Origin of the sequence: Streptomyces aurantiaciflavus (assembly GCF_049808595.1) — a bacterium.
GTDB lineage: Bacteria > Actinomycetota > Actinomycetes > Streptomycetales > Streptomycetaceae > Streptomyces.
In genome coordinates this window covers 1-22,928 of record NZ_JBNCAQ010000065.1, presented here as the reverse complement: position 1 = coordinate 22,928, position 22,928 = coordinate 1, and the positions used below count along the sequence as shown (strand labels likewise).

20 protein-coding genes and 1 pseudogene are annotated in these 22,928 nt (G+C 71.0%); 9 read left to right on the top strand and 12 right to left on the bottom strand.

All coding sequences use genetic code 11. The features are described 5' to 3' along the window. The first annotated feature begins 77 nt into the window (after positions 1–77). Together ACPT94_RS41520 and bla are read left to right on the top strand one after the other, a co-directional pair. Positions 78–1,081, top strand: a pseudogene (locus ACPT94_RS41520) (IS5 family transposase). A gap of 81 nt (positions 1,082–1,162) precedes the next feature. Then, the gene (gene bla / locus ACPT94_RS41515) at positions 1,163–2,053 is read left to right on the top strand and encodes a class A beta-lactamase (protein WP_425248108.1); all 891 of its coding nucleotides are present in this window, start codon (positions 1,163–1,165) and stop codon (positions 2,051–2,053) included. A gap of 30 nt (positions 2,054–2,083) precedes the next feature. Here the strand turns inward: bla and ACPT94_RS41510 are convergent, their stop codons facing one another. The 6 genes from ACPT94_RS41510 to ACPT94_RS41485 all read right to left on the bottom strand — a co-directional run bounded on the left by ACPT94_RS41510 (position 2,084) and on the right by ACPT94_RS41485 (position 8,803). Then, entirely contained in the window at positions 2,084–3,094 is a 1,011-nt protein-coding gene (locus ACPT94_RS41510; RefSeq protein WP_360347736.1) for a DUF6879 family protein, read from the bottom strand. A 112-nt stretch (positions 3,095–3,206) separates the two neighbouring features. Next, positions 3,207–4,184 carry an SCO2521 family protein gene (locus ACPT94_RS41505; protein WP_360347734.1) on the bottom strand — a complete coding sequence of 326 codons (978 nt, stop codon included), beginning with the start codon at positions 4,182–4,184 and terminating at the stop codon, positions 3,207–3,209. A 1-nt stretch (position 4,185) separates the two neighbouring features. After that, positions 4,186–5,172, bottom strand: coding sequence for an SCO2522 family protein (locus ACPT94_RS41500; protein WP_360347731.1), 987 nt, complete (start codon positions 5,170–5,172; stop codon positions 4,186–4,188). Next, positions 5,169–6,092 carry an SCO2523 family variant P-loop protein gene (locus ACPT94_RS41495; RefSeq protein ID WP_360347728.1) on the bottom strand — a complete coding sequence of 308 codons (924 nt, stop codon included), beginning with the start codon at positions 6,090–6,092 and terminating at the stop codon, positions 5,169–5,171. Before ACPT94_RS41495 ends, ACPT94_RS41500 begins: the two co-directional genes overlap by 4 nt. A gap of 3 nt (positions 6,093–6,095) precedes the next feature. After that, positions 6,096–7,961, bottom strand: coding sequence for an SCO2524 family protein (locus tag ACPT94_RS41490; RefSeq protein WP_360347725.1), 1,866 nt, complete (start codon positions 7,959–7,961; stop codon positions 6,096–6,098). 50 nt (positions 7,962–8,011) lie between these two features. After that, positions 8,012–8,803, bottom strand: coding sequence for an SCO2525 family SAM-dependent methyltransferase (locus ACPT94_RS41485; RefSeq protein ID WP_425248107.1), 792 nt, complete (start codon positions 8,801–8,803; stop codon positions 8,012–8,014). 203 nt (positions 8,804–9,006) lie between these two features. Here ACPT94_RS41485 and ACPT94_RS41480 point away from each other — a divergent pair, with 203 nt between their 5' ends. Continuing rightward, on the top strand, positions 9,007–9,468 hold the full coding sequence (locus tag ACPT94_RS41480; RefSeq protein ID WP_360347720.1) for a GNAT family N-acetyltransferase: 462 nt from the start codon (positions 9,007–9,009) through the stop codon (positions 9,466–9,468). On the opposite strand, the gene ACPT94_RS41475 is transcribed toward ACPT94_RS41480, so the two are convergent. Then, positions 9,458–9,961, bottom strand: a complete 504-nt coding sequence (locus tag ACPT94_RS41475; protein ID WP_425248106.1) for a phosphatase domain-containing protein — start codon at positions 9,959–9,961, stop codon at positions 9,458–9,460. The genes ACPT94_RS41480 and ACPT94_RS41475 overlap by 11 nt on opposite strands. A gap of 81 nt (positions 9,962–10,042) precedes the next feature. On the opposite strand from ACPT94_RS41475, the gene ACPT94_RS41470 reads away from it, so the two are divergent. Both ACPT94_RS41470 and ACPT94_RS41465 read left to right on the top strand, forming a co-directional pair. Further along, positions 10,043–10,573: a SigE family RNA polymerase sigma factor gene (locus ACPT94_RS41470; RefSeq protein WP_425248105.1), complete on the top strand. Its 531-nt coding sequence runs from the start codon at positions 10,043–10,045 to the stop codon at positions 10,571–10,573. Continuing rightward, positions 10,570–11,520 carry a hypothetical protein gene (locus ACPT94_RS41465; RefSeq protein WP_425248104.1) on the top strand — a complete coding sequence of 317 codons (951 nt, stop codon included), beginning with the start codon at positions 10,570–10,572 and terminating at the stop codon, positions 11,518–11,520. The genes ACPT94_RS41470 and ACPT94_RS41465 overlap by 4 nt, the downstream gene beginning before the upstream one ends. A 21-nt stretch (positions 11,521–11,541) precedes the next feature. Here ACPT94_RS41465 and ACPT94_RS41460 read toward each other — a convergent pair whose 3' ends face one another. From ACPT94_RS41460 to leuA, 5 genes are all read right to left on the bottom strand, one after another. Beyond that, positions 11,542–12,213 (bottom strand): response regulator, encoded by a 672-nt coding sequence (locus ACPT94_RS41460; protein WP_360347710.1) that lies wholly within the window; start codon positions 12,211–12,213, stop codon positions 11,542–11,544. Further along, the gene (locus tag ACPT94_RS41455) at positions 12,210–13,325 is read right to left on the bottom strand and encodes a sensor histidine kinase (protein ID WP_360347828.1); all 1,116 of its coding nucleotides are present in this window, start codon (positions 13,323–13,325) and stop codon (positions 12,210–12,212) included. The genes ACPT94_RS41460 and ACPT94_RS41455 overlap by 4 nt, the downstream gene beginning before the upstream one ends. Positions 13,326–13,446: 121 nt before the next feature. Further along, positions 13,447–15,516: an MMPL family transporter gene (locus tag ACPT94_RS41450; RefSeq protein ID WP_425248103.1), complete on the bottom strand. Its 2,070-nt coding sequence runs from the start codon at positions 15,514–15,516 to the stop codon at positions 13,447–13,449. A 154-nt stretch (positions 15,517–15,670) separates the two neighbouring features. Then, a complete protein-coding gene (locus tag ACPT94_RS41445) occupies positions 15,671–16,366 on the bottom strand; it encodes a TerB family tellurite resistance protein (RefSeq protein WP_425248102.1) in 696 nt (231 codons plus the stop codon). 184 nt (positions 16,367–16,550) lie between these two features. Beyond that, positions 16,551–18,272, bottom strand: coding sequence for a 2-isopropylmalate synthase (leuA, locus tag ACPT94_RS41440; protein WP_360347702.1), 1,722 nt, complete (start codon positions 18,270–18,272; stop codon positions 16,551–16,553). A gap of 341 nt (positions 18,273–18,613) precedes the next feature. On the opposite strand from leuA, the gene ACPT94_RS41435 reads away from it, so the two are divergent. From ACPT94_RS41435 to ACPT94_RS41420, 4 genes are all read left to right on the top strand, one after another. Continuing rightward, entirely contained in the window at positions 18,614–19,684 is a 1,071-nt protein-coding gene (locus ACPT94_RS41435; RefSeq protein ID WP_360347699.1) for a M4 family metallopeptidase, read from the top strand. Positions 19,685–19,705: 21 nt separating this feature from the next. After that, entirely contained in the window at positions 19,706–19,972 is a 267-nt protein-coding gene (locus ACPT94_RS41430) for a protealysin inhibitor emfourin (RefSeq protein WP_360347696.1), read from the top strand. Positions 19,973–20,053: 81 nt separating this feature from the next. After that, positions 20,054–21,382 (top strand): GH1 family beta-glucosidase, encoded by a 1,329-nt coding sequence (locus ACPT94_RS41425; RefSeq protein ID WP_360347693.1) that lies wholly within the window; start codon positions 20,054–20,056, stop codon positions 21,380–21,382. Continuing rightward, positions 21,379–22,635 (top strand): MFS transporter, encoded by a 1,257-nt coding sequence (locus ACPT94_RS41420; protein WP_425248101.1) that lies wholly within the window; start codon positions 21,379–21,381, stop codon positions 22,633–22,635. The genes ACPT94_RS41425 and ACPT94_RS41420 overlap by 4 nt, the downstream gene beginning before the upstream one ends. Positions 22,636–22,928: the final 293 nt, after the last annotated feature.

Sequence of the window (22,928 nt, the reverse complement as noted above, 5' to 3'; positions counted from 1 at the left end):
ACTAGGGCCTGTGTGATGTCGTGATCAATCTTGGGATCCGGATCCGCCGGTCAGGCGGATCCGGTAGGAAGACGATCGTGACGCGTAGCCAACTCACCGACGACCAGTGGAAGTTGATCGAGCCGTTCCTGCCGATAGGCGAGTACGGCCCGTACCCCGGACGGCTGCGGGAGCAGTTCGAAGGGGTGATCTGGCGGTTCCGCACCAGCAGTCAGTGGCGGGAGATGCCCGGCGAGTTCGGCCCGTGGCCGACGGTCTACGGTCGCTTCCGGGTGTGGAGGGACGCCGGTGTCTTCACCGCGCTGCTGGAAGGTGTGATCGCTGAGGCCGCTCGCCAGGGGAAGACGGACTTGTCCCTGGTCAGCGTGGACTCCACCACCGCCCGCGCCCATCACGACGCCGCCGGGATGCGCATCGGCAAGGAGGTCATGGACGCCCTGGAGGAAGCCGCCGCCGAGCAGGAGCGGGCCCGGCAAAAGGGGGCGGCCCGCCGGAACAGAACGGGCAGGACGGCAGTGACGACCCCGAACGGGAAGAGCGGTGGCGCGTCAGACGACGGCGCAAGCTCCGCTTGAAGCAAGCCCTGCTGGGCAGATCCCGTGGTGGGCTGACGAGCAAGATTCATCTCGCCGCCGACCGCAAGTGCCGTCCGCTATGCCTCGTGCTGACCGCAGGACAGGCCGCCGACAGCCCGCAGTTCGTGCCCGTGCTGCACAAGGTGCGGGTTCGTCTGCCTGTCGGCCGTCCCCGAACCCGGCCTGACGCTGTCGCCGCGGACAAGGCCTACTCGTCCCGCGCCAACCGCTCTTACCTGCGCAAACGCAACATCAAGGCAGTCATCCCGGAGAAGAAGGACCAAGCCGCCAACCGGAAGAAGAAAGGCAGCCGGGGCGGCCGGCCCACACGCCATGACGTCGATCTCTACAAGGAACGGAACACCGTCGAGCGCCTGATCAACAAGCTGAAGGCCTGGCGGGGAATCGCGACTCGATACGACAAGACGCCCGAGAGCTACCTCGCCGGCCTCCATCTCCGCGCCTCGATGATCTGGATCAACGACCTCCTGAAGCCAACTGGTTGATCACAACATCACACAGGCCCTAGGGAGGCCCAAGAGACCGCCGAGGCCTCCTGACCGCATCCCCGACGAACGGAGAGAACGATCTCAGGCTCGACGCATCGCCGTACCCTCCTCACCGCCGGCACCGCCACCGCGGCCACCCTGCTGACGGGGCTCGCGAGTGGCTCCGCGCGTGCCGCCGAGGACGACGTCACCGCCCGCCTGCGCGCCCTGGAGAAGCAGCACGGCGCCCGTCTCGGCGTCTTCGCGCACAACGTCCGCACCAGGCACTCCGTGCGGTACCGGGCCGACGAACGCTTCCCGGTCTGCTCGCTGTTCAAGGTCCTCGCGGTCGCCGCCGTGCTGCGCGATCTGGACCGCGACGGCGAGGTGCTGGCCCGCCGCATCCACTACACGGCCGACGACGTGGTGGAGAACTCCCCGGTCACCCAGGATCACGTGGCGGACGGCATGACCGTCGCCGAACTGTCCGAGGCGGCCATCTGCCGCAGCGACAACACGGCCGCGAACCTGCTCCTGCGCGAGCTGGGCGGCCCGGCCGCGATCACCCGCTTCGCCCGCTCCGTCGGCGACCGGGTCACCCGCCTCGACCGCTGGGAGCCGGAGCTGAACTCGGCCGAGCCGTGGCGGGTGACCGACACCACGAGCCCGTACGCGATCGGCCGGTCCTACGCCCGGCTGGTGCTCGGCGGGGCGCTGGAGCCCGGCGACCGGCGGCGGCTGACGGACTGGATGCTCGCCAACGAGACGAGCGTCAACCGCTTCCGCAAGGGGCTGCCTTCGACGTGGACGCTCGCCGACAAGACCGGCGGCGGCTGGTACGGCGCGAACAACGACGCCGGGATCGCCTGGACGCCGGACGGCGCCCCGGTGGTACTGGTGGTTCAGCTCACCAAGCCGGACCGGGACGCGGCCTATGACCACGACCTGATCGTCGAGACGGCCGGGCTGCTGGCGGCGACGCTCGGCTGAGGCGTCCGGGCCGGGACCGGCCCGGGCGCCTCACGCGGCGTCCGGGTCGGTCCCGTTGGTGAGCACGGGGACGGTGTCGGGCACGCCGTTCAGCAGGCCGTTCAGCGTGGGCTCCTCGTCCGGGGCCTTGGCGGCCTGCCAGATCGTGGTGAACCGGTCGATGAGGGTCTGGACCTCCTCCGGGCGGGCGTTCACCGTGGTCGACGAGATCCCGCCCAGATGGTCCGCCTTGATCTCGTACGACATCGCCCGGTCGAAGACGATGAAGTCGATCATCGTGCCGCGGCCGAGCCGGCGCGCGATCTTCTCCTGGGACACCACCCGGACCTCGATGCCCTTCTCGGACTGCTCCTTGCAGATCGCGGCGAGGGCGGCCAGGGAGTCACTGTCCTGGCCCTCCTTGATGATGAACACGCGCTTGACCGCCACGCCCCGTGCGACCGCCTGTCCCTGGGCGATGAGATAGCGGCCCGCCGGCTCACTGGTCCAGAAGCCGTCGTCGACGACGGTGGTGCTGACGGCTTCCAGACTCGTTCTGGTGCCCTTGGTGAGGTTGATGAGCCAGTCGTGGTTCTCACCGGGGCACTCGGCGGCGAGGTTGGTCAGTTTCTCCATCTGTCCGGCCAGACGGTTGATCTCCTCGTGTGCGAACTCGTGCAGGATCTCGGGTCCCATGGAGACGACCTTGGTGGCGTGTTCGGCGAGCCGGGGCACCCCGTCCCCGCGCAGTTTCTCCACCTCGTTGAAGAGCTTGGTCGCCTCGCCGATGTCGGCGAACCGCTTCTCCACCACGTCCTTCAGTTCGCCCAGCTGGTTCACGAACGACGCCATGAACTGCACGATCAGCACCGTGCCGCCGCACAGCACCGACAGCACCAGCTGCCAGGGTCCCTCCTCCTTCGGCAGCAGGACGTTGGTGAGGATGTAGACCACACCACCCACCACCACGGTGACCAGCAGTTTCAGCGTCAGCTGCCGTGCGTTGTCACCGTCGGGCCGCCGCTGCGGGCCGCCCCCGAACGAGTTCGTCGGTGCACTCACTCTCTTTCTCCCCCCGTTGGGATCGTGCGCGAACAGAAGTCGTGCGGATGTCTTCTCGGGTCTCTTCTCGGAGCTCTTCTCAGATGTCTTCTCGGATGTCTTGCCGATGTCTTCAGGACGTCGTCAGGGAGGCGCCGAGGGCCTCCCGCTGGGTGAGGATGGCCTGCAGAAGCAGCTGGTCGCGGATGCGCCGCACCTGGGTCTCCCACTGGCGGCTGAACCCGGGCTCCTTCTCCAGCGCGTCCCACAGGGCCTCCAGGGGCCGCTCGACGCGGGCCTTGGGCAGCCAGAGGTGCAGCAGGTGGTCGACGAGCGGGCGCAGGACCTTCAGCGCGGCCCTGCCGTCGGAGGAGCCGAGCCGGAGGCCGTCGAGCTTGTCGACGACGGTGGTCAGCAGCCAGTCGTGCAGGGCGAGGTCCTCGCACAGCGCGGCCACCGCGGCCGGTGCGGTACCGGGCGGCAGCCGTAGGTCGAGGGTGCGCAGGCCGTCGTCGGCGACGGTGAAGCGCAGGGACGGCTCGTCGCCGTCGACGGCGGGTGACGCCGCCCAGCGGACCCGGGTGTCGGTGGTGGTGAGCGGCGGGTCGAAGGAGTCCAGCAGCAGACGGGAGATCCTCGACAGCTGGCCTTCGGCGATCGAGCCGACGTCCAGCTCCTCCGGGTGATTTCCCGTCAGGAAGCCCTCCGCCACGGCCCGTTGGGACACCTTGCCGATGGGGACCAGGACGCCGGGCCGGACCAGGTAGTACCCCCACGGCCGGCGCCGGTCGGGGCCGTCGGCCGGGGCGGAGAAGTAGGCGGTGGCCTGGAGGACCCGGCCCTCGACGATGGCCGCGCGGGAGGTCACCGTGCCGACCGCGCGGACCTTGGAGCCGCCCGCGGTGGGCAGCCGGCAGTCGACGCCGGTGAGGACCTCCGGGGAGACGGCGTACCGGTTGGGGCGCTTGGAGACCCGGACGGGTTCGTCGGCGCGCAGCCGCAGCAGCCGCTCGGCGACCTGCTGGTCCACCGCCTCCCGGGTGGGCAGCAGGCAGGTGCGCACCTCCCCGCAGGCGAGGACGGCGTCCGTGGTCTTCCCCGGGGCGCCCATGTCACAGCCCCGGCGGGAACACGTAGGAGGTGCGGTCCACGACGGCGGCGGGGACGGCTATCCCCTCCCCCTGGGAGCGCACGGTGACCTGCCGTAACGTCTCGGCCTCCACATGGACCTGGTCGAGGATGACGCGGACGGCGTGCTCGACCGGCAGGAACCGGGCCGGGAGGATGCTGCAGGTGGCGTACGCGGTGAAGGGCGCCGCCAGCGGGTTGAGGCGCACGACGGGCGGCAGGGCGTCCCACTCGGCGGGGAACTCCTTGGCGTCCCAGGCGGCGGGGGTCAGCACCGGTTCGCCGTTGTCCCGCAGCAGCCCGAGCCGGACGAGCTGCCAGACGGAGGCGAGGAAGGCGCAGGACCAGGTGCGCTCGTCCTCGGGTCCGCTCCACAGTTCGACGTCCATGAAGACGGAGTGGCCGCGGGCGCCGGTCTCGCTGGGCGGTTCCCAGGCGGCGCCGGTGCGGACCAGGGCGGGGGAGGTGCGCCGGGTCGGGGTGCGGCGGCCGTTGGTGAGCCAGCCGGTGCGGCTGACGGGCGGGCGGAAGCCGTTGCTGCCGGGCGGGGGCGACTCCACGAGCCGGTGCAGGACGGACTCGGCGAGTTCGGCCCGGTCGGGCCGGCCCGGCTGGGCGACGGCGCAGCCGGACTCGCGGGCCAGGTAGTCGATCGTGAGGCCCGCCTCGGCGGCCGCCGCCAGGAGGGGCGGTACGAGTTCGGCGGGGGTGGACAGCCGGCTGAAGTAGTCGTCGATCAGGAAGCAGGTGCTGATCCTGGGCCGCTTGCCCGTCGGCAGCGGGCCGACGCCGGCCCGGGCGGCGTCCACCCAGGGCCGTACGGCGGCGAAGTGAGCGCGCAGCCGGTCGGGGCCCTCGACGAAGTCCTCCATGTACAAGTGGCCCAATTCCAGGGAGAGATGGGAGAAGGGCACGGATTTGGTGGCCGGTTGGGCGCTGGTCTCGCGGAAGACGGTTCCCGGTCCGCTCACAGCTGCCCCCAGTACTTGTCGTCGGTCAGGCGCTGGGCGAGTTCGCCCATCTTCTGCCAGGTCTCCACATGGGCGATGCGGCTGTCGTGCACGTCCGCGTCGGTGATGAGGCGTTCCTGCCACTGCAGGACGGGTTCCAGTGGAATGGACGACAGCACACGGGTCCTGCCGATGCCGCGGCCCGCCGCGATTTCCTCGAGTTGTGTGTCGCACGTCCGCATCCACTCGTACTGCGCGGGCGATACCTGCGACCACAGCGGCGACTCGAGATTGGGTACGGCGGCCCGTACGAAGCGGATCGCGGCGGAAAGCGAGTCCACGTCGTGGTGCATGGCGACACCCGCCTGCACGATTCCCTGTTTGCCGTACACGAGTTCGGCGGCGGCCATCACATGCTGGCGGGTCCAGCGGTGATAGACGAGCCAACGGGTTTTCAGGCGGCCGAGTCCGCCGCGCGGTGAGGTGGCGGCGAGCGCGAGGTCCATCGCATAACTGCGTCCGGCGCTCAAGTCGACGATGATGACGTCGAATTCGCGTTTCAGACGCAGTACGAGGTCCACGCACCGGTGCAGATTCTCGTCGTCGGTGACGAATTCGCCGCCGGTTCGGTCTCCGGGCAGCAGGAACAGCCGCCCGGATCCGCCGGGCCGGCGGCGGCGCAGCTGGGGGTGTTCGGTGCGGGACCAGACGTCGACCCGCAGGGGCTCTCCGGTCTTGCCCTGGAGGTACGAGTGCAGGCCGCGGCCCTCGGCCTCGGAGAGGACGTCGGGCAGGTCGAACACGGCGGCCGCGGTGGGCGAGCCGAAGTCGAAGTCCAGGTAGCAGACGTCGTCCCCGTCCAGCGCGAGGTGGTAGGCGAGGTTGGCGCTGGTGACGGAGCGCCCGGTGCCCCCCTTGTCGGAGGCGGCGAAGACGAGCACGCCTCACACCCCCTGGGACCCGGCGTCACCGCGGGCGCGGGCGAGGGAGTCCAGCCGGGTCAGGACGCCGAGGGCCAACGCGTAGGCGGTGCCGGGCTGTTCGTCGACGAGACGGCGGGCTCGGCGCAGGTCCGCCTCGATGCCCTTGATCTGTTCTCCCTGGGGGCTCTTGAGGGCGGCGGAGGGCTGTTCCATCTGCTCCTTGCCGAAGAGGTGGGCCGCCTCACTGAGCAACGCCCTTGCCAGCAGGGAGAGTTCGGCGCTGCGGATCGGCGGCTGGTCGTAGAGGGCGTGCGCGGCGACCATGCACTCGGTGACGCGCTCGGTGATGCTCCAGGACAACGGGCCCTCGTGGCGGACCTCGGAGTCGGGGTAGACGGCGTGCACGTTGTCCCACAGGCCGACGCCCTCGCCGTCGGTGACGCGGCGCTGCCAGAGGTGGTCGAGGATGTCCTCGGCGAGCCGCAGCAGCCGGTCCTGGGAGGCGATGTTCCGCGACAGCGAGCACAGCTGGATGGTCCGCTTGAGCAGCTGCGCGGAGAAGTCCGTCATCGTCCACTTCATGGCGGGGCCCAGCGCGTCGCTGCCCAGCAGGGGCAGGGTGACACCCGGGTTGTGCAGGCCGATCGCGGGGTCGTCGCGGGTCATGCCGCTGGTGATCCGGCCGCGTTCGGCGAGGCGTTCCATGACCTTGACGGTGCGGGTGAGGTCGTCGTCGGTGGCACGGCGGCGCACCAGGTCGTGGACGAGGATGGAGGCGACGGAGAGGGAGAAGTACGGCGACTCCAGTTGCTGGAGGGTGGTGCGCCAGGGGATCTCCTCCAGCGGCCAGGTGCCGTCGCCGAAGCGGGCGATGGCCGACCAGTACTGCTGGGTGATCTCCCAGCGCAGCCGCAGCGCGTCGGCGAGCTTCTGCTGTTCGACGGTGAGCAGACCGAGGACGAGGGTGCGCTCGGAGAACAGGTCGGGGATGCCGTCGAGGGCCACGACGGTGAAGTACAGGTAGGGCGTGGGGTGGGCGACGCCCTCGGGCTGTTTGCCGATGCCCTCGGCGGTCTGTGGCTCCACCTCGACCTCGGGGGCGCCCTTCACCAGGCTCCAGGCCCAGCCGCACTCGAACAGCCGGTTCTCGTTGCGCAGTTCGTCCGTGACGTCGCTGTCGAGGCCGAGGATGAGGCTCTCGCTGATGACGGCGCGCAACTGCTTGAAGCGGTCCTGGAACCGCTGCATGACCTGCCGTTCGGAGAGCCGGCCCTGGCCGAGGAGGCGGGTGAGGGCCTGTCCCTGGTCGGAGGAGACGTCGACGACGTTGACGGTGAAGGAGCGCAGCAGGCTCACCATGGCCGCGGTCAGCCGGGCGCTGGTGGCCTCCCAGAGCCGGTCGATCTGGGCGAGGGTGCTGGCGCGCTGGGTCTTGCCCCGGTAGACCTTGAGGAAGCCGAGGGTGGCGAGGCACAGGGTGACGGACATGGAGTAGGAGTCGACCACCCCCACGCCCCGCTGTTCCTTGGTGAGTTCCTGCCGGGGGTCCTCGGGGGCGAAGTAGTAGCCGCCGGAGAAGGTGGGGCTCTCCTCGCCGCGGTGAATCTCCATGAACTCACTGAGGACCTTGACGAGGTTCCCGGGAATCCCGATGGAGTCGCCCGCGCTCCGCAGCGCCTTTTCCACGTCCCGCTGGGTGGTGTCGGGGTCGTCGAGACGGAACGCGGCGATCTCGGTGGCGGGGTACAGCAGGCACAGCAATCGCTCCGCGTCGGCGACGCTGCTGCGGCCGCCCCATTCGCCCCAGTCCCATTCACCGCCGTCGAAGGAATGGCGGGCGACGGCCTGCCACACTTCGAGCAGATTCTGTCTCGGCTTGATCTGCATGCCCATTCCCCTCGCACAGGCCCGTCAGCACGGAAAAAGAACGGATCGGGTCAGCTTTTCCGTCGCCCGCAGGCGAGGATCATTCCCGTGTAACCCGTGCGCACGAGTTGCTTCGGATTCGCCATGCGATGGATCTCCACACCCTCCGCGTAATCCGCGAGCGCTGATGTCACCTCGGTCCGGTCGATATCACGGGCGGGGAATTCCTGGGAGCCCACGCTGTAGCCCTCGGAATGCTCCATGAACGCGGCGGCGAAGGGCGCGCCGGGATTCAGGGCGCTCATGAAACAGCCCACGCCCCGGCGAAATTCGTCGAGCGAGGTGGTGATGGATTCCGCGACGAAGAACATCGTGCCGAGATCCCAGCGCTCCGTTCCGCCGCAGAGGTCGAAGAGACTGCCCGCGACGGGTTCCTGGACCGCTTCCTTGAAGCGCACTCTGGGGTCCGTGCCGAGCTCGGCGTATGCCTGGCCCGCGCCGTCGGCACCGCTCTTCAGGACCTCCCAGAACTGGTCCCAGTTGGCGTCGTAGCCGGAGAGCTGGCTCCTGAGGTAGCGCAGGTTGCTCTCGGACCGCTCCAGGAGCGTGATCCGGTCGCACCAGGGGAGCATGGCGAGGGCGGGATAGAGATTGGGCCCCGCGCCCACGTCGATACCGGAACCGACGCGACCGCCGTCCGCGCCGAAATGATCTCGGAAGTGATCGCGCACGCGGGTGAGGATCTCTCTGTCCACGGACTGGATCTCGAGGTAATTGCGCTTGATGTACTCATCGGGATCGAAGGTGTCCCAGAGCACTTCGTCATTCAGCTTTTGGTCGGCGGCGCGCGGTCCCGAGGTCATTGGTTCAGCCTAGCAGGACGCGGAGGTCTTGAAGGCCTGGATGCACCGGGCAATGATGGACGATCAGGTATGCATATCGCACAAGAGTCAGCACGAGAGCCACCGCACGTGCCATTCGCTTTGTCGATCCTTCACAAGGGGACGGTATGACTCCTCTTCCCGGAGATCGTTTTCCGTCGGTCGCCGGTTCGACAGTGAGCCAGGTGTCCGGAGTAAGGCGCTTACGGATCCGAGCAGCCACGGAGGAGGATCTCCCCCATATCGTCCGTCTGGACGCGGAGGCCTTCCCGGCCGACCCGTACCCCTACTTCGTGCTCCGTCAGCTGCTGGCCTCGTTCCCGGACTTCGTGTTCGTGCTGGACGACGGCGAGGGCCTGGTCGGCTATGTGCTGTCGACGCCGCCGAACGCCGCGCAGAGCTGGATCCTCAGCCTCGGCATCGTTCCCGGCCTGCGGGGGCAGGGCCTCGGAAAACAGCTGATGACACAGATCCTGGGTCATCTACGCGCGGAGGGCGTCCACTCCGTCACGCTCTCCGTGGAGCCGCGCAACCACGCGGCCATCGCCCTCTACCAGTCCCTGGGCTTCACCGCGGACCCCGGCGGCCCCCGCAAGGACTACTTCGGTCCGGGCGCCGACCGCCTCCTCATGACGCTCAGCCTGTGAGGTCCGCGGCGCCCTCGCGCGTGAACTTCCGTACGTAGCCCCGCTGCCAGGGCGTCTCCACGGCGTGCCGGTCGTAGTGCCGGCGCACGAAAGCGACCGCCTCCCCGGCCGGCACGCCGTCCAGCACCGCCAGACACGCCAGCGCCGTCCCCGTACGCCCGCGCCCGCCCCCGCAGGCGACCTCGACCCTCTCGTCGGCCGCCCGCCGCCACGCCTCCACGAGCGCCGCTCGGGCGTCCGCCCGGTCGGCGGGGAGCCGGAAGTCCGGCCAGCGGATCCAGCGCGCCTCCCAGGGGACCTGCGGGGGCCGGGAGCCGAGGAGGTAGAGGCCGTACGCGGGCGTGGGCGCCGTCGGGTCGAGGGGCCGGCGCAGGCCGCGTCCGCGTACCAGCCGCCCCGACGGCAACGCGAGGACACCGGGCCGCCCCGGCTGCCAGGCCCCCTCGTCCTTCTCCGTTTCCGTCCCCGTCTCCTTCTCCGTCTCCTTCTCCATGGCCCCCATTCGAACCCGGTGCCGGATCCCGGGCAACCGATTCGGCCCGACCGGTGGTCTGGAGGGCGAGGAGGGTGCTGGATGCAGGCCGAACTAGAGGCTCAGTTCCATGAGTTCGTCAGAGCGCGGTGGTCACGGCTCGTGCGGACCGCGTATCTGCTGACGGGCGATGTCCACCACGCGGAGGACCTGACGCAGACCGCGCTGGCGAAGGCGTACCGGTCGTGGCGGCGGATATCCCGCAGCGACAACCCGGAGGCCTACGTCCGGCGGATGCTGGTCAGCTGCAACAGCGACCGGTTCCGCAAGCGGCGGGTCACCGAGGCGCTGACCGCGGCGCCGCCCGAGCGGGCGCGGCACGACGAGGCGGCCGGACAGGTGGAGATGCGCGGGTCGCTGCTCGACGGGCTCGCCCGGCTGCCCGCCAAGCAGCGGGCCGTGGTGGTCCTGCGCTACTGGGAGGACCTGTCGGAGGCGGAGGTGGCCGATGTGCTCGGCTGCTCGCCCGGCACGGTCAAGAGCCAGGCCTCCAAGGGGCTGGCGAAACTGCGTACGTATCCGGGGCTGGCGCGCCAGGGGCGCACGATGTCCGGGCGGGGAGGCGGAAAGTGAACCACGAGGCAGCGGACGAGCGGGACGTCGAGCGGGACTTCGAGGAGCGGCTGCGGGAACTGCTCGCGGAGGACGCCGCCACGATCCACCCCGCGCCCGCGCCCTACCCGGCGATCCGACGGCGGGGCGTGGTGGAGCGGCGGCGGCGGATGGCGGCGGTGGGGGCGGCGTTGGTGACGCTGACCGCGGTGCCGGCGGGGGCGTACGCCGTGGCCGGGGGGAACGGGGGGAACGGGGGGCGGGGCGCTGACCCGGCGGCACCGATGACGTCGGTCAGCGCCCCGCACAGCAGCACGTCCGCGACCCCCACGCGGCCGCCCGCCGGACCCACCGGGCCGGCCACGGCGGGGCAGCTGCTGGACGGGGTGACGTTCGAGCAGGCCGCGGACGGCCTGGAGAAGTGCATCGCCTTCGACAAGGAGCACGACTCGGGCGGCATCGACAAGAGCTACCTGGGCAAGGCCGCGGACTACCGGATCATCCTGGCCATGAAGAGCACCGGGGACTCCAACTCCCCCGGCGACGGCATGTATGTCGTCGCGGTGAAGGAGCAGCCCGCGGGCTTCCGGGTGATCTGCAACGTCAAGGACGGGGAGGCGTCCGGCATCAGCACCGGCTCGGCCGATGCCGGCGGCCCCGAGGTGGGTCCGGTGTGGGCCGACATCAACAGCGGCACGCTCTACCAGCAGTCGTTCCTGGACAAGGGCAACTGGAAGCTGCCGTTCCGCTGGGGGCTGATCGGCACGGTCGAGCCCTCGGTGGCCAAGGTGACCGTCTCCTACGGCGACAGCAGCGCCACGGCCGCCCTGGACCACGGCTGGTTCGTCGCCGCCGGCGTCCTGAACCAGCAGGTCACCGTCGCCCCGCACATCAAGGGCTACGACGCCTCCGGCAAGCTGGTGTACGACTCCGACACCGACAAGTCGTACGAGAAGACCCTTCCCTAGGGGTCGGCGCGTGGCGGTCGCTCACGTCGTCCCCGGTGTCACCAGCCCCGACTCGTACGCCACGATGACGAGTTGGGCGCGGTCCCGTGCGCCCAGCTTGCCCATGATGCGGCTGACGTGGGTCTTCGCGGTGAGCGGGCTCAGGCCCAGGGTCTCCGCGATCTCGGTGTTGGTGAGGCCGCGCGCGACCAGGGCGAGCACCTCGCGCTCCCGTTCGGACAGGGACTCGGGTCCGCCGGTCGCGGGCGGTGCGGCGGCGGGGCTGCGCAGGAAGCGGGCGATCAGCCGGGCCGTCGGGCCGGGCGAGAGCAGCGCCTCTCCGGCGGCGACCGTGCGGATGGCGTCGAGCAGGTCGGCGGGGCGGGTGTCCTTCACCAGGAAGCCGGAGGCGCCCGCGCGCAGCGCCTCGACGATGTTCTCGTCGGTGTCGTAGGTGGTCAGCACCAGCACTTTCATCCCGGTGAGGTCCTCGTCGGCGGCGATCAGCCGGGTCGCCTCGATGCCGTCGAGGTCGGGCATGCGGATGTCCATGACGACGAGGTCGGGGCGGGCGCTGCGGGCGAGGGCCACCGCCTCGCGTCCGCTGCCCGCCTCCCCCACCACCGCCATGTCCGGCGCTGACTCGACCAGCATCGCGAAGGCGGCCCGCACCAGCGTCTGGTCGTCGGCGAGCAGTACCCGGATCGCACTCATCGTTTCCCCCCGGTCGGCAGTACGGCTCGCACCTCGAAGCCCTCCCCGTCACCGTCCCTCGGCCCCGCCTCCAGCGTGCCGCCGACACTGCGCGCCCGCTCCCGCATGCCGACCAGCCCGAACCCGGGCGTCCCGGCACCGGCCCCGGCCCCGTCGTCGCTGACGGTCACCCGCAGGGCGTCCCCGTCGTCGTCCACGCTCACCCGCACGCTCAGGTCGTCCCGCCCGCCGTGTCGTACGGCGTTGGTGAGGGCCTCCTGGACGATCCGGTAGGCGGCCGCGCCGACCGCCGGCGGCACGGTGTGCTCGCCTCCCCGCCGAACCGACAGCTCCACCTCGGCTCCGGCCGCCCGGGCCGTCTCGGCGAGGTCGGGCAGGCCGTGCAGTCCGGGCAGCGGCCCGCGCGTCTCCCCCACGTCGGCCTCCTGTTCCCGCAGCACCTCCAGCGTCGTACGGAGTTCACCGCGGGCGCTGCGGCAGGTCTCGGCGATGTCGTCGAGGGCCTGGGCGACGGCCGTGCGGTCGAGGCGGTCGGGGTCGGCGGCCAGGACGTGGGCGGCGACGGAGGTCTGCACGCCGATCAGGGTGATGCTGTGCGCGAGCAGGTCGTGCAGGTCACGGGCGATGCGCAGGCGTTCCTCGGCGACGCGGCGGCGGGCCTCCTCCTCGCGGGTGCGTTCGGCGCGTTCGGCGCGTTCGAGGGCGGCGGCGGCGTTCTCCCGGTGGACGCGGATGTAGCCGCCGAAGGCCAGGACGGCGACGACCCAGCCGAAGATCCGCAGGAACTCGACCGTCCCTTCGGGGTTGGTGATCCCGTTGATGACGAGCGTCACCCCGAGGACGACGGTGCCGACGACCAGGGTGCGGCGGGCCGTGCTGGTCACGGCGACCGTGTAGAGGGCCACCATGGTCGGCAGGAGGGGCGCGGTGTGGTTGTAGTCGAGGCTGTGGTACGTCGCGATCAGCGGCAGCATCAGGCAGAGCACGAGCAGCGGGCGGCGCCTGCGCCACACGAGGGGCAGATGCGCCGCGAGCAGCAGGGTCCAGCCCAGTTCGTCCGGCCGGCGCCCGTCGCCGGCGAGCAGAGCGAGCACGGAGTCCACGACGGTCATCCCCGCGGCCGACCAGACGTCGGCACGGGGGTGCCCCACCCAGCGCTCCACCGCTCCCCCTCTCCCCCGCCACCATCCTGCCCGAGCGGGCGCCCCTCCGGCAGGGAGGGGCGCCCTCGGATCAGCCGGCGACCGGTTCACGCGCATGTGTCCGTTCCGGCTCCGGCGCCCGCGACAGCCGTCCCGGCCACCACACCCTCCGGCCCAGCGCCACGCTCGCACTGGTCACCAGGTAGGTGCGGACCAGGAAGGTGTCCAGCAGCACCCCGACGGCGATGACGAAGCCCAGCTCGACGAGCTGCACGAGCCCCATGTTCGTCAGCACGGCGAAGGTCGCGGCGAGGACCAGCCCGGCGGAGGCGATGACCCCGCCGGTGGTGCGCAGCGCGGTGAGCGCGGCGGCGGCCGGTTCGGCGCCCCGCAGCGACTCCTCCCGCATGCGGTGCATGAGGAAGATGCCGTAGTCCACGCCGAGGGCGACCAGGAACACGAAGGACAGCAGCCCCAGCCCCGGATCCGTGCCCGCGAAGCCGAACACCGGCCCGAACACCAGCCCGCCGAGACCGAGCGCGGCACCCCACACCGCGACCACGGCGAAGGTCAGCAGCAGCGGGGCGACGAGGGAGCGCAGCAGCACGACCAGGATGAGCAGCACCGACAGCAGCACGAGCGGTACGACGACGAGCCGGTCCCGTGCGTTGGTGTCCTTCAGGTCGATCTGCTGGGCGCTGTCGCCGCCGACGTAGGAGCCGTCGAGGCGCTCCCGCAGCCGTTCGATGGTGGCGGTCTCGGCAGCCGACTGGGGTGGGGCGGACGCGGTCACGGAGATCTCGGTCCAGCCTCCCCCGGTACGGCCCTTGCGGGCGCTGTCGACGCCGTCGACGCCCTGGATCACGGCGAGCGCGGCGTCGGCGCGGGCGGCCGGGGTGAGCACGTCGATGGGCTGCGCGGAGCCCTGCGGGTAGGCCCGGACCAGGGTCTCCATGGCGGTGACCGACTCGGGCGGGTCCACGAAGGAGTCCTGTTGCCTGACCGTGCCGGGCAGGTTCAGCGCGCCGAGGGCGAGCGCGCCGAGCAGCACCGCTCCCCCGGCCAGCACGGTCAGCGGGCGCCGGCCTGCGGAGGTGCCCATCGCGGCGAACAGCGACCGGCGGGTCTTGGGCGCGCTGCCGTAGGCGGGCACCAGCGGCCAGAACACCCGGCGGCCGAGCAGGACGAGGACGGCGGGCAGCAGGGTCAGCATGGCGACGAGCGCGCACAGCACGCCGACGGTGCCGAGCGGGCCCATGCCCCGGTTGGAGTTGAGGTCGGCGGCGAGCAGGCACAGCAGTCCGGCGGCGACGGTCCCGGAGGAGGCGAGCACGGCGGGTCCGCAGCCGCGCAGGGCGGCCCGCATGGCGTCGTACGGCCGCTCGATCCGGCGCAGTTCCTCGCGGTAGCGGGAGACGAGCAGCAGGGCGTAGTCGGTGCCGGCGCCGAAGACGAGGATGGTCATGATGCCGGAGCTCTGGCCGGACACCGAGGTCCCGAAGGCCTGGTTCAGGCCGTAGGCCACGCCCATGGACAGGTAGTCGGCGATCCCGGCGACGACGAGCGGCACCAGCCACAGCACCGGGCTGCGGTAGATGATGATCAGCAGGACGGCGACGACGGCGACGGTGGTGTAGAGCAGCGGCCCGCCGAGCGAGTCGTAGACCTCGCTCGCGTCGGTGGCGAGCGCGCCCGTCCCGCCCACCTCGACCGTCAAGGCGCCCTCGCCGTGCGCGACTTCACGGACCGCGTCGACGAAGGCGTCGCGCTTCTTCTCGTCCGTGCCGGGCTCGTTGCTGGCGACGGGGTACATGAGGGTGGTGCCGTCCTCGGACGGGATCCCCTGCGGTGTACCGGTCAGCGCGTGCTCCCCCGCGACCCGCGTGACCTGTTCCCGCGCCGTGGCCCGGTCGGCGGCGGTCAGCCCGCCGTCGCGGTGGTAGACCAGCACCAGCTCGGTGGTCTCGCCGCCCGGCAGCTTCTCCTGGAGCTCGGCGGCCTTCGTGGAGTCGGCGCTCGCGGGCAGATAGTCGGTGACTCGGTCGTGCTGGACGTCGGCGAGCTTCGCGGCGAACGGTGAGGCGATCGCCAGCACGCCCACCCACAGCGCGAGCACCACCCACGGGACGGCGCGCCCGCCCTTCGTTTTCCCGGCCCTCATGAGTCGGGCCCTCCCTTCGGCACGGATGTCCGGTTGCGGCTTCCAGACTTCCGGCGTGGAAGGGTGAAATCGTCGGGCGCGAGGGCGAGTCGAGCAGTACTGCCGGGGGTGGCCGGGCGGCGGGACTACTCCCCGGGGAGTAACGGGACCGCGGTCAGGACGGCGTCCGTGCCGCCGCCAGCAGTCGGGTCACGTCGTCCGCGCGGATCGTCAACGCGGCGCCCACCGTGGCCAGCACCTCCCGCTCGGCGGGTGTGTACGGGCCGTCGGCCAGGGCGATGCGGGCACCCTGCAGCAGGATCGATTCGCGGCCGACGGGCGCGAGGTGCGGGGCGAGCGGGTCGAGGGCCTCGTGGAGCTCTATGGCCAGCCCGGGGGCGCACGGTTCGCCGTAGGCGCGGCCGGTGTCGGCGGCCAGGGCGTCGACGAGGGCGGCGAGCTGCTCCTGTGTGCAGTCCGGGAAGCCGGCCGCGCGCACCGCCACGGCCGCCGTCTCCAGGGACGTACGGGCACAGGTGCCGTCGGCGGACAGCACCGCGAGGGCGACGGTGTGGACGGCGTCGCGGAGCATCGCGGAGAAGCGGGTGGTGGTGGGGTGGTCGAGCGCGTCGGTGCCGAAGTGGCGCCGGCAGGCGGCGCACTCGACGACCGGCCCGCTCGCGCCGCGCGGCAGCACGGGCACCCCCAGCAGGGTGAAGCGCCGCTGGCCGGTCAGTCGCTGGTAGTTGCGGTCGCCGCCGCAGCCGGGGCAGAAGAACTCGCCGTCCCCGACGGGCGTCCATGCGGTGCGGGTGCCCAGCATGCGGGCAAGCCCGGTGGCACGGCCGTCTCGTCCCCGTCCTGGCAGCACGTCGCACCTCCGTAACCGCGCGGCCACATCGCCGCACGTCTGCGTGATGTTAGCAACATCCGGCTGCCTGAGTCAGCCCCCAGCACGATACCTTTCCGTGACCTCCACGCCCGGATGGCCGAGATACGACGGGCCCCGGCCGCCGTTTCCGGCGGCCGGGGCCCAGAACTCCCGGTCAGAGTGGTCAGCGCGCCGCGCGGTTGACGGCCGAGACGACCGCCTTCAGTGAGGCACGCGTCGTGTTCGCGTCGATGCCGATGCCCCACAGGACCTTGTCGTCGATCGCGACCTCGATGTACGAGGCGGCCTGCGCGGAGGCGCCCTCGCTCATCGTGTGCTCGGTGTAGTCCAGCAGGCGGGCGTCGATGCCGATGCCCTGCAGCGCGTGGAAGAACGCGGAGATCGGGCCGTTGCCGGTGCCGACCAGGGTGGTCTCCACGCCGTCGACCTCGGCCTCGACGGTGAGGGTGTCCACGCCGTCGGTGTCGGTGGTCGACTGGTTGTTGCGTACCTGGATCCGGCCCCACGGGTTGCCCGGGTTCGGCAGGTACTCGTCCTGGAAGACCGCCCAGATGTCCTTCGGGGTGACCTCGCCGCCCTCGGCGTCCGTCTTCGCCTGGATGAGCTTCGAGAACTCGATCTGCATCCGGCGCGGCAGGTCCAGCTTGTGGTCGTTCTTCAGGACGTACGCGATTCCGCCCTTGCCGGACTGCGAGTTGACGCGGATGACCGCCTCGTAGGAGCGGCCGACGTCCTTCGGGTCGATCGGCAGGTACGGCACCGCCCACTCGATGTCGTCGACGGTGACGCCCTTGGCGGCCGCGTCGGCCTCCATCGCGTCGAAGCCCTTCTTGATGGCGTCCTGGTGGGAGCCGGAGAAGGACGTGTAGACCAGGTCGCCCACGTACGGGTGGCGCGGGTGGACCTCCATCTGGTTGCAGTACTCCCACGTACGACGGATCTCGTCGATGTCGGAGAAGTCGATCTGCGGGTCGACGCCCTGGGAGAACAGGTTCATGCCCAGGGTGACCAGGTCGACGTTGCCGGTGCGCTCGCCCTGCCCGAACAGGCAGCCCTCGACGCGGTCGGCGCCGGCCATCAGCGCCAGTTCGGCGGCGGCGACGGCCGTACCGCGGTCGTTGTGGGGGTGGACGGACAGGCAGACGTACTCGCGGCGGGAGAGGTTGCGGCCCATCCACTCGAAGCGGTCGGCGTGGGTGGAGGGGGTGGAGCGCTCGACGGTCGCCGGCAGGTTCAGGATGATCTCGCGGCCCGGGCCGGGCTGCCAGACGTCCATGACCGCCTCGCAGACCTCCAGCGCGAAGTCCAGCTCGGTGTCGGTGAAGATCTCGGGCGAGTACTGGTAGCCGAACTCGGTCTCGGGGCCCAGCAGCTTCTCCGCGTACTCCATCACCAGACGCGTGCCGTCGACGGCGATCTGCTTGATCTCGTCCTTGGAGCCGCGGAAGACGACCCGGCGGAAGACGGGCGCGGTGGCGTTGTACAGGTGGACGGTCGCCCGCTTGGCGCCCTTCAGGGACTCGACGGTCCGCTCGATCAGGTCCTCGCGGGCCTGGGTCAGCACGGAGATGGTGACATCGTCCGGGATCGCGCCCTCTTCCTCGATGATCGAGCGCACGAAGTCGAAGTCGGTCTGGCCCGAGGCGGGGAAGCCGACCTCGATCTCCTTGTAGCCCATCTTGACCAGCTGGTCGAACATCCGGCGCTTGCGCTCGGGCGACATCGGGTCGATCAGGGCCTGGTTGCCGTCGCGCAGGTCGGTGGAGAGCCAGCGGGGAGCGGCGGTGATCCGGTTGCCGGGCCAGGTCCGGTCGGGGATGTCGACCTGCTCGTACTGCCCGTACTTGTGGATCGGCATGTGGCTGGGCTGCTGGCGGTTCGCCATGGTGCGGTTGCTCCTCAGGGTGTCCGGAAGGACGGCCGACGACGCAACACCAAGCTCCGCGGGGAGGGGGTCGGCCTCGACTACAGGCCCTCGCCGCGGCAGCTAAGGAGAAGCAGCCCGAAACGCATAGTGCTCCGCACTCTAGCCGAGCCGCATCGGGCACGCGGGCCTGTTCCAGTATGCGGGACCGGGTGGATGAACAGGACAAAACGTGCGCTACACCACTTCCGGCACGCCTCGATACCACTCAAGGACACCGATGGGGGCCCTTTGTCACTGTTTTCCACCAATCATGGTTGCAGGTGGTGACAGCGGTATGACGCAGTGCAAGGGTGCCGAGCATGACGACTCACGGGGGCTTCGAGCCCGTCTTCTGCACCGTCGTACCGCCCCACGTCCTCGACCGGCTGGCGCGCCACGACAACCCCGCACTCTCCGGACCCGCGCAGCGCACCCTGGTGCGCGACAGCGAGCTGCGCTCCCGGCGCCGCGTGACCACCGAGTTCCGCCTGTGGGCCGGTCCGACGGCGAAGGCTCCGTCGGACCAGCCGCTGCGCACCGTCTACGACGCGGAGCACAGGACCGACCTGCCCGGCACCAAGGTCCGCGGCGAGGGCGAGGAGCCCGGCCGGGACGCCACGGTCAATCGCGCCTACTCCGGCCTCGGCGCCACCTTCGACCTCTTCCTCAAGGCCTACGGCCGCCACTCCATCGACGGCGACGGCCTGCCGCTGGACGCCACGGTCCACTTCGACGAGGACTACAACAACGCCTTCTGGAACGGCGAGCAGATGGTGTTCGGCGACGGCGACGGCGAGATCTTCGTCGACTTCACCAACTCCATCGACGTGATCGGCCACGAGCTGACCCACGGCGTCACCCAGTACACGGCGAACCTCACCTACTACGGCCAGCCGGGCGCCCTCAACGAGTCGATGTCCGACGTGTTCGGCTCCCTCATCAAGCAGTACTCGCTCGGCCAGACCGCCGCCGAGGCCGACTGGCTCATCGGCGCGGGCCTCCTCGCCCCGAGCGTGACCGGCCAGGCACTGCGCTCCATGAAGGCCCCGGGCACCGCGTACGACGACGACGTCCTCGGCAAGGACCCGCAGCCCGCGACCATGGACGACTACGTCCGCACCGGCCGCGACAACGGCGGCGTCCACATCAACTCCGGCATCCCCAACCACGCGTTCTACCTGACCGCCACCGCCATCGGCGGCTTCGCCTGGGAGAAGGCGGGCCAGATCTGGTACGACGTCCTGACCGGCGGCGAGCTCTCGGAGAAGGCCCTCTTCACCGACTTCGCCGGACTGACCGTCAAGGCCGCGCGGGAGCGCTTCGGCGACGGCGGGGACGAGTTCCAGGCCGTGGAGAAGGCGTGGGAGCAGGTCGGGGTGCGGATCCTGTGACCGCGTACTAGACAGGAACCCATGCGGATTCAGGTGCGGCGCACGGGCGGCTTCGCGGGCATCGAGCGGCACGCTGAGGTGGACACCTCGGGGCGGCCCGATGCCCAGGAGTGGCACGCCCTGGCCGAGAAGGCGGTCGCCGCCGGCGGGGGCGTGCCCCCGATCGGGGTTCCGGACGGTTTCAGCTACCAGATCACCGTGGACGGCACGACGGTATACGCGGCCGATCCCCGGCTCACGGAGGAGCAGCGCAAGCTGATCTCGCGGGTGCTGAAGGAAGGGGCCTAGAAGGGGGCGTAGAAAGGGCGTAACTGACAGTTCCCGCCAGGGCGTTGACTTCCTTACCCGGCGGTAAGGATGATCCCGCCCATGGCGAACGATCCGCGCGACGCGGCGCACCCGATCCCCCAGTTCCCGGCCGGCTTCCTGTGGGGTGTCTCGACCTCCGCCCACCAGATCGAGGGGGCGGTGGACGCACGCGAGCCCTCCGTGTGGGACACCTTCACGGCCGAGCCGGGCCGGGTGAAGGACGGCTCGACGGCGGCGGTGGCCTGCGACCACTACCACCGCCACCCCGAGGACGTGGCGCTGCTGTCGGGCCTCGGCGTGGACGCGTACCGCTTCTCGATCTCCTGGCCGCGGGCCCTGTTCGACAAGGGGCGGGGCCTCGACTTCTACGACCGTCTGGTGGACGAGCTGCTGACGGCCGGCGTACGCCCCGTCCCGACCCTCTTCCACTGGGACCTGCCGGCCCGGCTGGACTGGCTGGAACGGGACACGGCGTACCGCTTCGCCGAGTACGTCTCGGTGGTGGTGGACCGGCTCGGCGACCGCGTCAAGAAGTGGATCACCCTCAACGAGCCCGCCGAACACACCCTGTTGGGCCACGCGCTGGGCACCCACGCCCCCGGCAAGCAGCTGCTCTTCGACGCGCTCCCGGTGGCCCACCACCAGCTCCTGGCCCACGGCCTGGGCGTACAGGCCCTGCGGGCGGGCGGCGCGAGCGACATCGGTATCGCCAACTCCCACGGCCCGACCTGGCCGGCCTCCCAGGAGCAGGCCGACCTGGACGCGGCGGCCTTCTACGACGTCCTGCTGAACAGGCTGTTCGCGGAGCCGGTCCTGCTGGGCGAATACCCGGAAGGACTGGGCGAGTTGATGCCCGGGGACGTGCGGTCCGACTTGAAGGTGATCGCGGAACCGGTCGACTGGTACGGCATCAACTACTACGCCCCGACGCGGGTGGGCGCCCCGCAGGGCACGGAGATCGAGTTCGGCGGGATCCGCATGCCGGCCGAACTGCCCTTCTCCGTCCGGGAGATCGAGGACGTCCCGGTGACGGACTTCGGCTGGCCGGTGGTCCCGGAGGGCCTCACGGAACTCCTGACCACCTTCCGCGACCGCTACGGCGACCGCCTCCCCCCGGTCGTCATCACCGAGAACGGCTGCAGCTACGAGGGCGTCGACGACCAGGCTCGCATCGCCTACCTCGACGGTCACATCCGCGCCCTGCACGACGCGGTGACCGCCGGGGTGGACGTACGCGGCTACTTCGTCTGGTCCCTGCTGGACAACTTCGAGTGGGCGGAGGGCTACGCGCGCCGTTTCGGCCTGGTCCACGTCGACTTCGACACCCTGACCCGCACCCCCAAGGCGTCGTACACCTGGCTGCGGGACGTGCTGCGGGCGCAGAGATGACGACCACGCGCCCCGCTCCCGGCGCCCTGGCCGAGCCGGTCGACCGGATGGGCCGGGGCTGGACGGCGGCCCTGGCCCTGGCCAACGGGGCGATCTGGGTGGGCTGGTACGGCCCGTTGCAGATCCTGCTGGCCTCCCAGGCCGAGGACTTCGCGCCCGGCTCCGGCATGTCGAAGGAGACGATGCTGGCCTGGGTGACGGGTGTGGGCGCGGTGGTGTCCCTGGCCGCCAACCCCCTCTTCGGCGCCCTCTCGGACCGCACGACCTCCCGCCACGGCCGCCGGACGCCGTGGATCGTGGCCGGCGCGGCGGGCGGCGCCCTGTCGTTGCTGCTGCTGGGAGCGGCGGACGGCGTGTGGTGGATGGTCCTGGGCTGGTGCCTGGTCCAACTGACCCTGAACGCGGCCTTCGCCGCGGTGACGGCGGCCGTCCCCGACCGGGTCCCACGCCTCCAACGGGGCTCGGTGGGCGGCTGGCTGGGCGCGGCCCAGATCCTGGGTGTGGTCGGCGGTACGGCCCTGGCGACGGTCGCCGGAGGCGTAGGAGCGGGCTATGTGGCCTGCGCGGTGTTCACGGCGCTGGGCGTGCTGCCGTACGTGGGCCGGTACGAGGATCTCCGCCTGGCACCGCAGGATCGCCCCGCGTGGTCCTGGCGCGGCTTCCTCTCCGGCTTCTGGCTGAGCCCGCGCCGCTACCCCGACCTGGGCTGGGCCTGGCTGACCCGCTTCCTGATGAACCTCAGCAACGCGCTGGTCCTGCTGTACCTCCTGTACTACCTCCGCGACCGCCTGCACCACGCCGACCCCGACGAGGGCGTCCTGATCCTGACCGCCGTGAACGGCGTGACGCTGCTCGCCACGGTGGTCGTCGGCGGCGTCTGGTCCGACCGGCTGGGCCGGCGCAAGCCGTTCGTGATCTGGTCGGGGGTCCTCATGGCGGTGGCGACGGCGGGCCTGGCCGTCTGGCAGACCTGGCCGGGGGCGATCGTCGCGGCGGCGGTACTGGGCGTGGGCTTCGGCGTCTTCACCTCGGTCGACTTCGCCCTCATGACGGACGTCCTGCCGAAGGCGCTGGACCACGGCAAGGACCTCGGCGTCATCAACGTGGCCAACGCACTGCCCCAGGTCGCCGCCCCCGCCCTGGCCGCACCGATCGGGACGTACCTGGGCGGCTACCGGGTGCTGTACCTGGTGGCGGCGGTGATCGGCCTGGCGGGGGCGGTGCTGGTGAGGCGGATCAGAGGGGTGGACTGAGCGCTTGCAGTGCTCGGCGCTCCGGGCGGCCCGGACGCTGGGACGTCAACGGCGTCGAACTGGGGAAAGGACGCTGGAAAGGCCGCCGGGGCGGTCGCCCCCGGCGAACCACGGCCCGACCTACTTGGCCCACTCGGGCGCAGCCCCCGGGCAGGAGCGCGGACTGGGCAAGGGCGCAGCCCCCGGCAGGGGTGCAGGGACGCAGTCCCCGCCCGGGGTCCGGGGCGAAGCCCCGAGGCGAGGGCCACCTCTCAACCCACCGAGTCGGGCGGGCGGGTGGGCAAGGCGCCGGG

Excerpts from the sequence above, each read along its gene's own strand:
- ACPT94_RS41490 (WP_360347725.1), bottom strand. The coding sequence starts at position 7,961 with ATGCAGATCAAGCCGAGACAGAATCTGCTCGAAGTGTGGCAGGCCGTC.
- ACPT94_RS41460 (WP_360347710.1), bottom strand. The coding sequence starts at position 12,213 with ATGAGTGCGATCCGGGTACTGCTCGCCGACGACCAGACGCTGGTGCGG.
- ACPT94_RS41430 (WP_360347696.1), top strand. The coding sequence starts at position 19,706 with ATGCGGATTCAGGTGCGGCGCACGGGCGGCTTCGCGGGCATCGAGCGG.
- ACPT94_RS41485 (WP_425248107.1), bottom strand. The coding sequence starts at position 8,803 with ATGACCTCGGGACCGCGCGCCGCCGACCAAAAGCTGAATGACGAAGTG.
- ACPT94_RS41450 (WP_425248103.1), bottom strand. The coding sequence starts at position 15,516 with ATGAGGGCCGGGAAAACGAAGGGCGGGCGCGCCGTCCCGTGGGTGGTG.
- ACPT94_RS41455 (WP_360347828.1), bottom strand. The coding sequence starts at position 13,325 with ATGACCGTCGTGGACTCCGTGCTCGCTCTGCTCGCCGGCGACGGGCGC.
- ACPT94_RS41425 (WP_360347693.1), top strand. The coding sequence starts at position 20,054 with ATGGCGAACGATCCGCGCGACGCGGCGCACCCGATCCCCCAGTTCCCG.
- ACPT94_RS41475 (WP_425248106.1), bottom strand. The coding sequence starts at position 9,961 with ATGGAGAAGGAGACGGAGAAGGAGACGGGGACGGAAACGGAGAAGGAC.
- leuA (WP_360347702.1), bottom strand. The coding sequence starts at position 18,272 with ATGGCGAACCGCCAGCAGCCCAGCCACATGCCGATCCACAAGTACGGG.
- ACPT94_RS41505 (WP_360347734.1), bottom strand. The coding sequence starts at position 4,184 with ATGGGCGCCCCGGGGAAGACCACGGACGCCGTCCTCGCCTGCGGGGAG.
- ACPT94_RS41470 (WP_425248105.1), top strand. The coding sequence starts at position 10,043 with ATGCAGGCCGAACTAGAGGCTCAGTTCCATGAGTTCGTCAGAGCGCGG.
- ACPT94_RS41420 (WP_425248101.1), top strand. The coding sequence starts at position 21,379 with ATGACGACCACGCGCCCCGCTCCCGGCGCCCTGGCCGAGCCGGTCGAC.
- ACPT94_RS41435 (WP_360347699.1), top strand. The coding sequence starts at position 18,614 with ATGACGACTCACGGGGGCTTCGAGCCCGTCTTCTGCACCGTCGTACCG.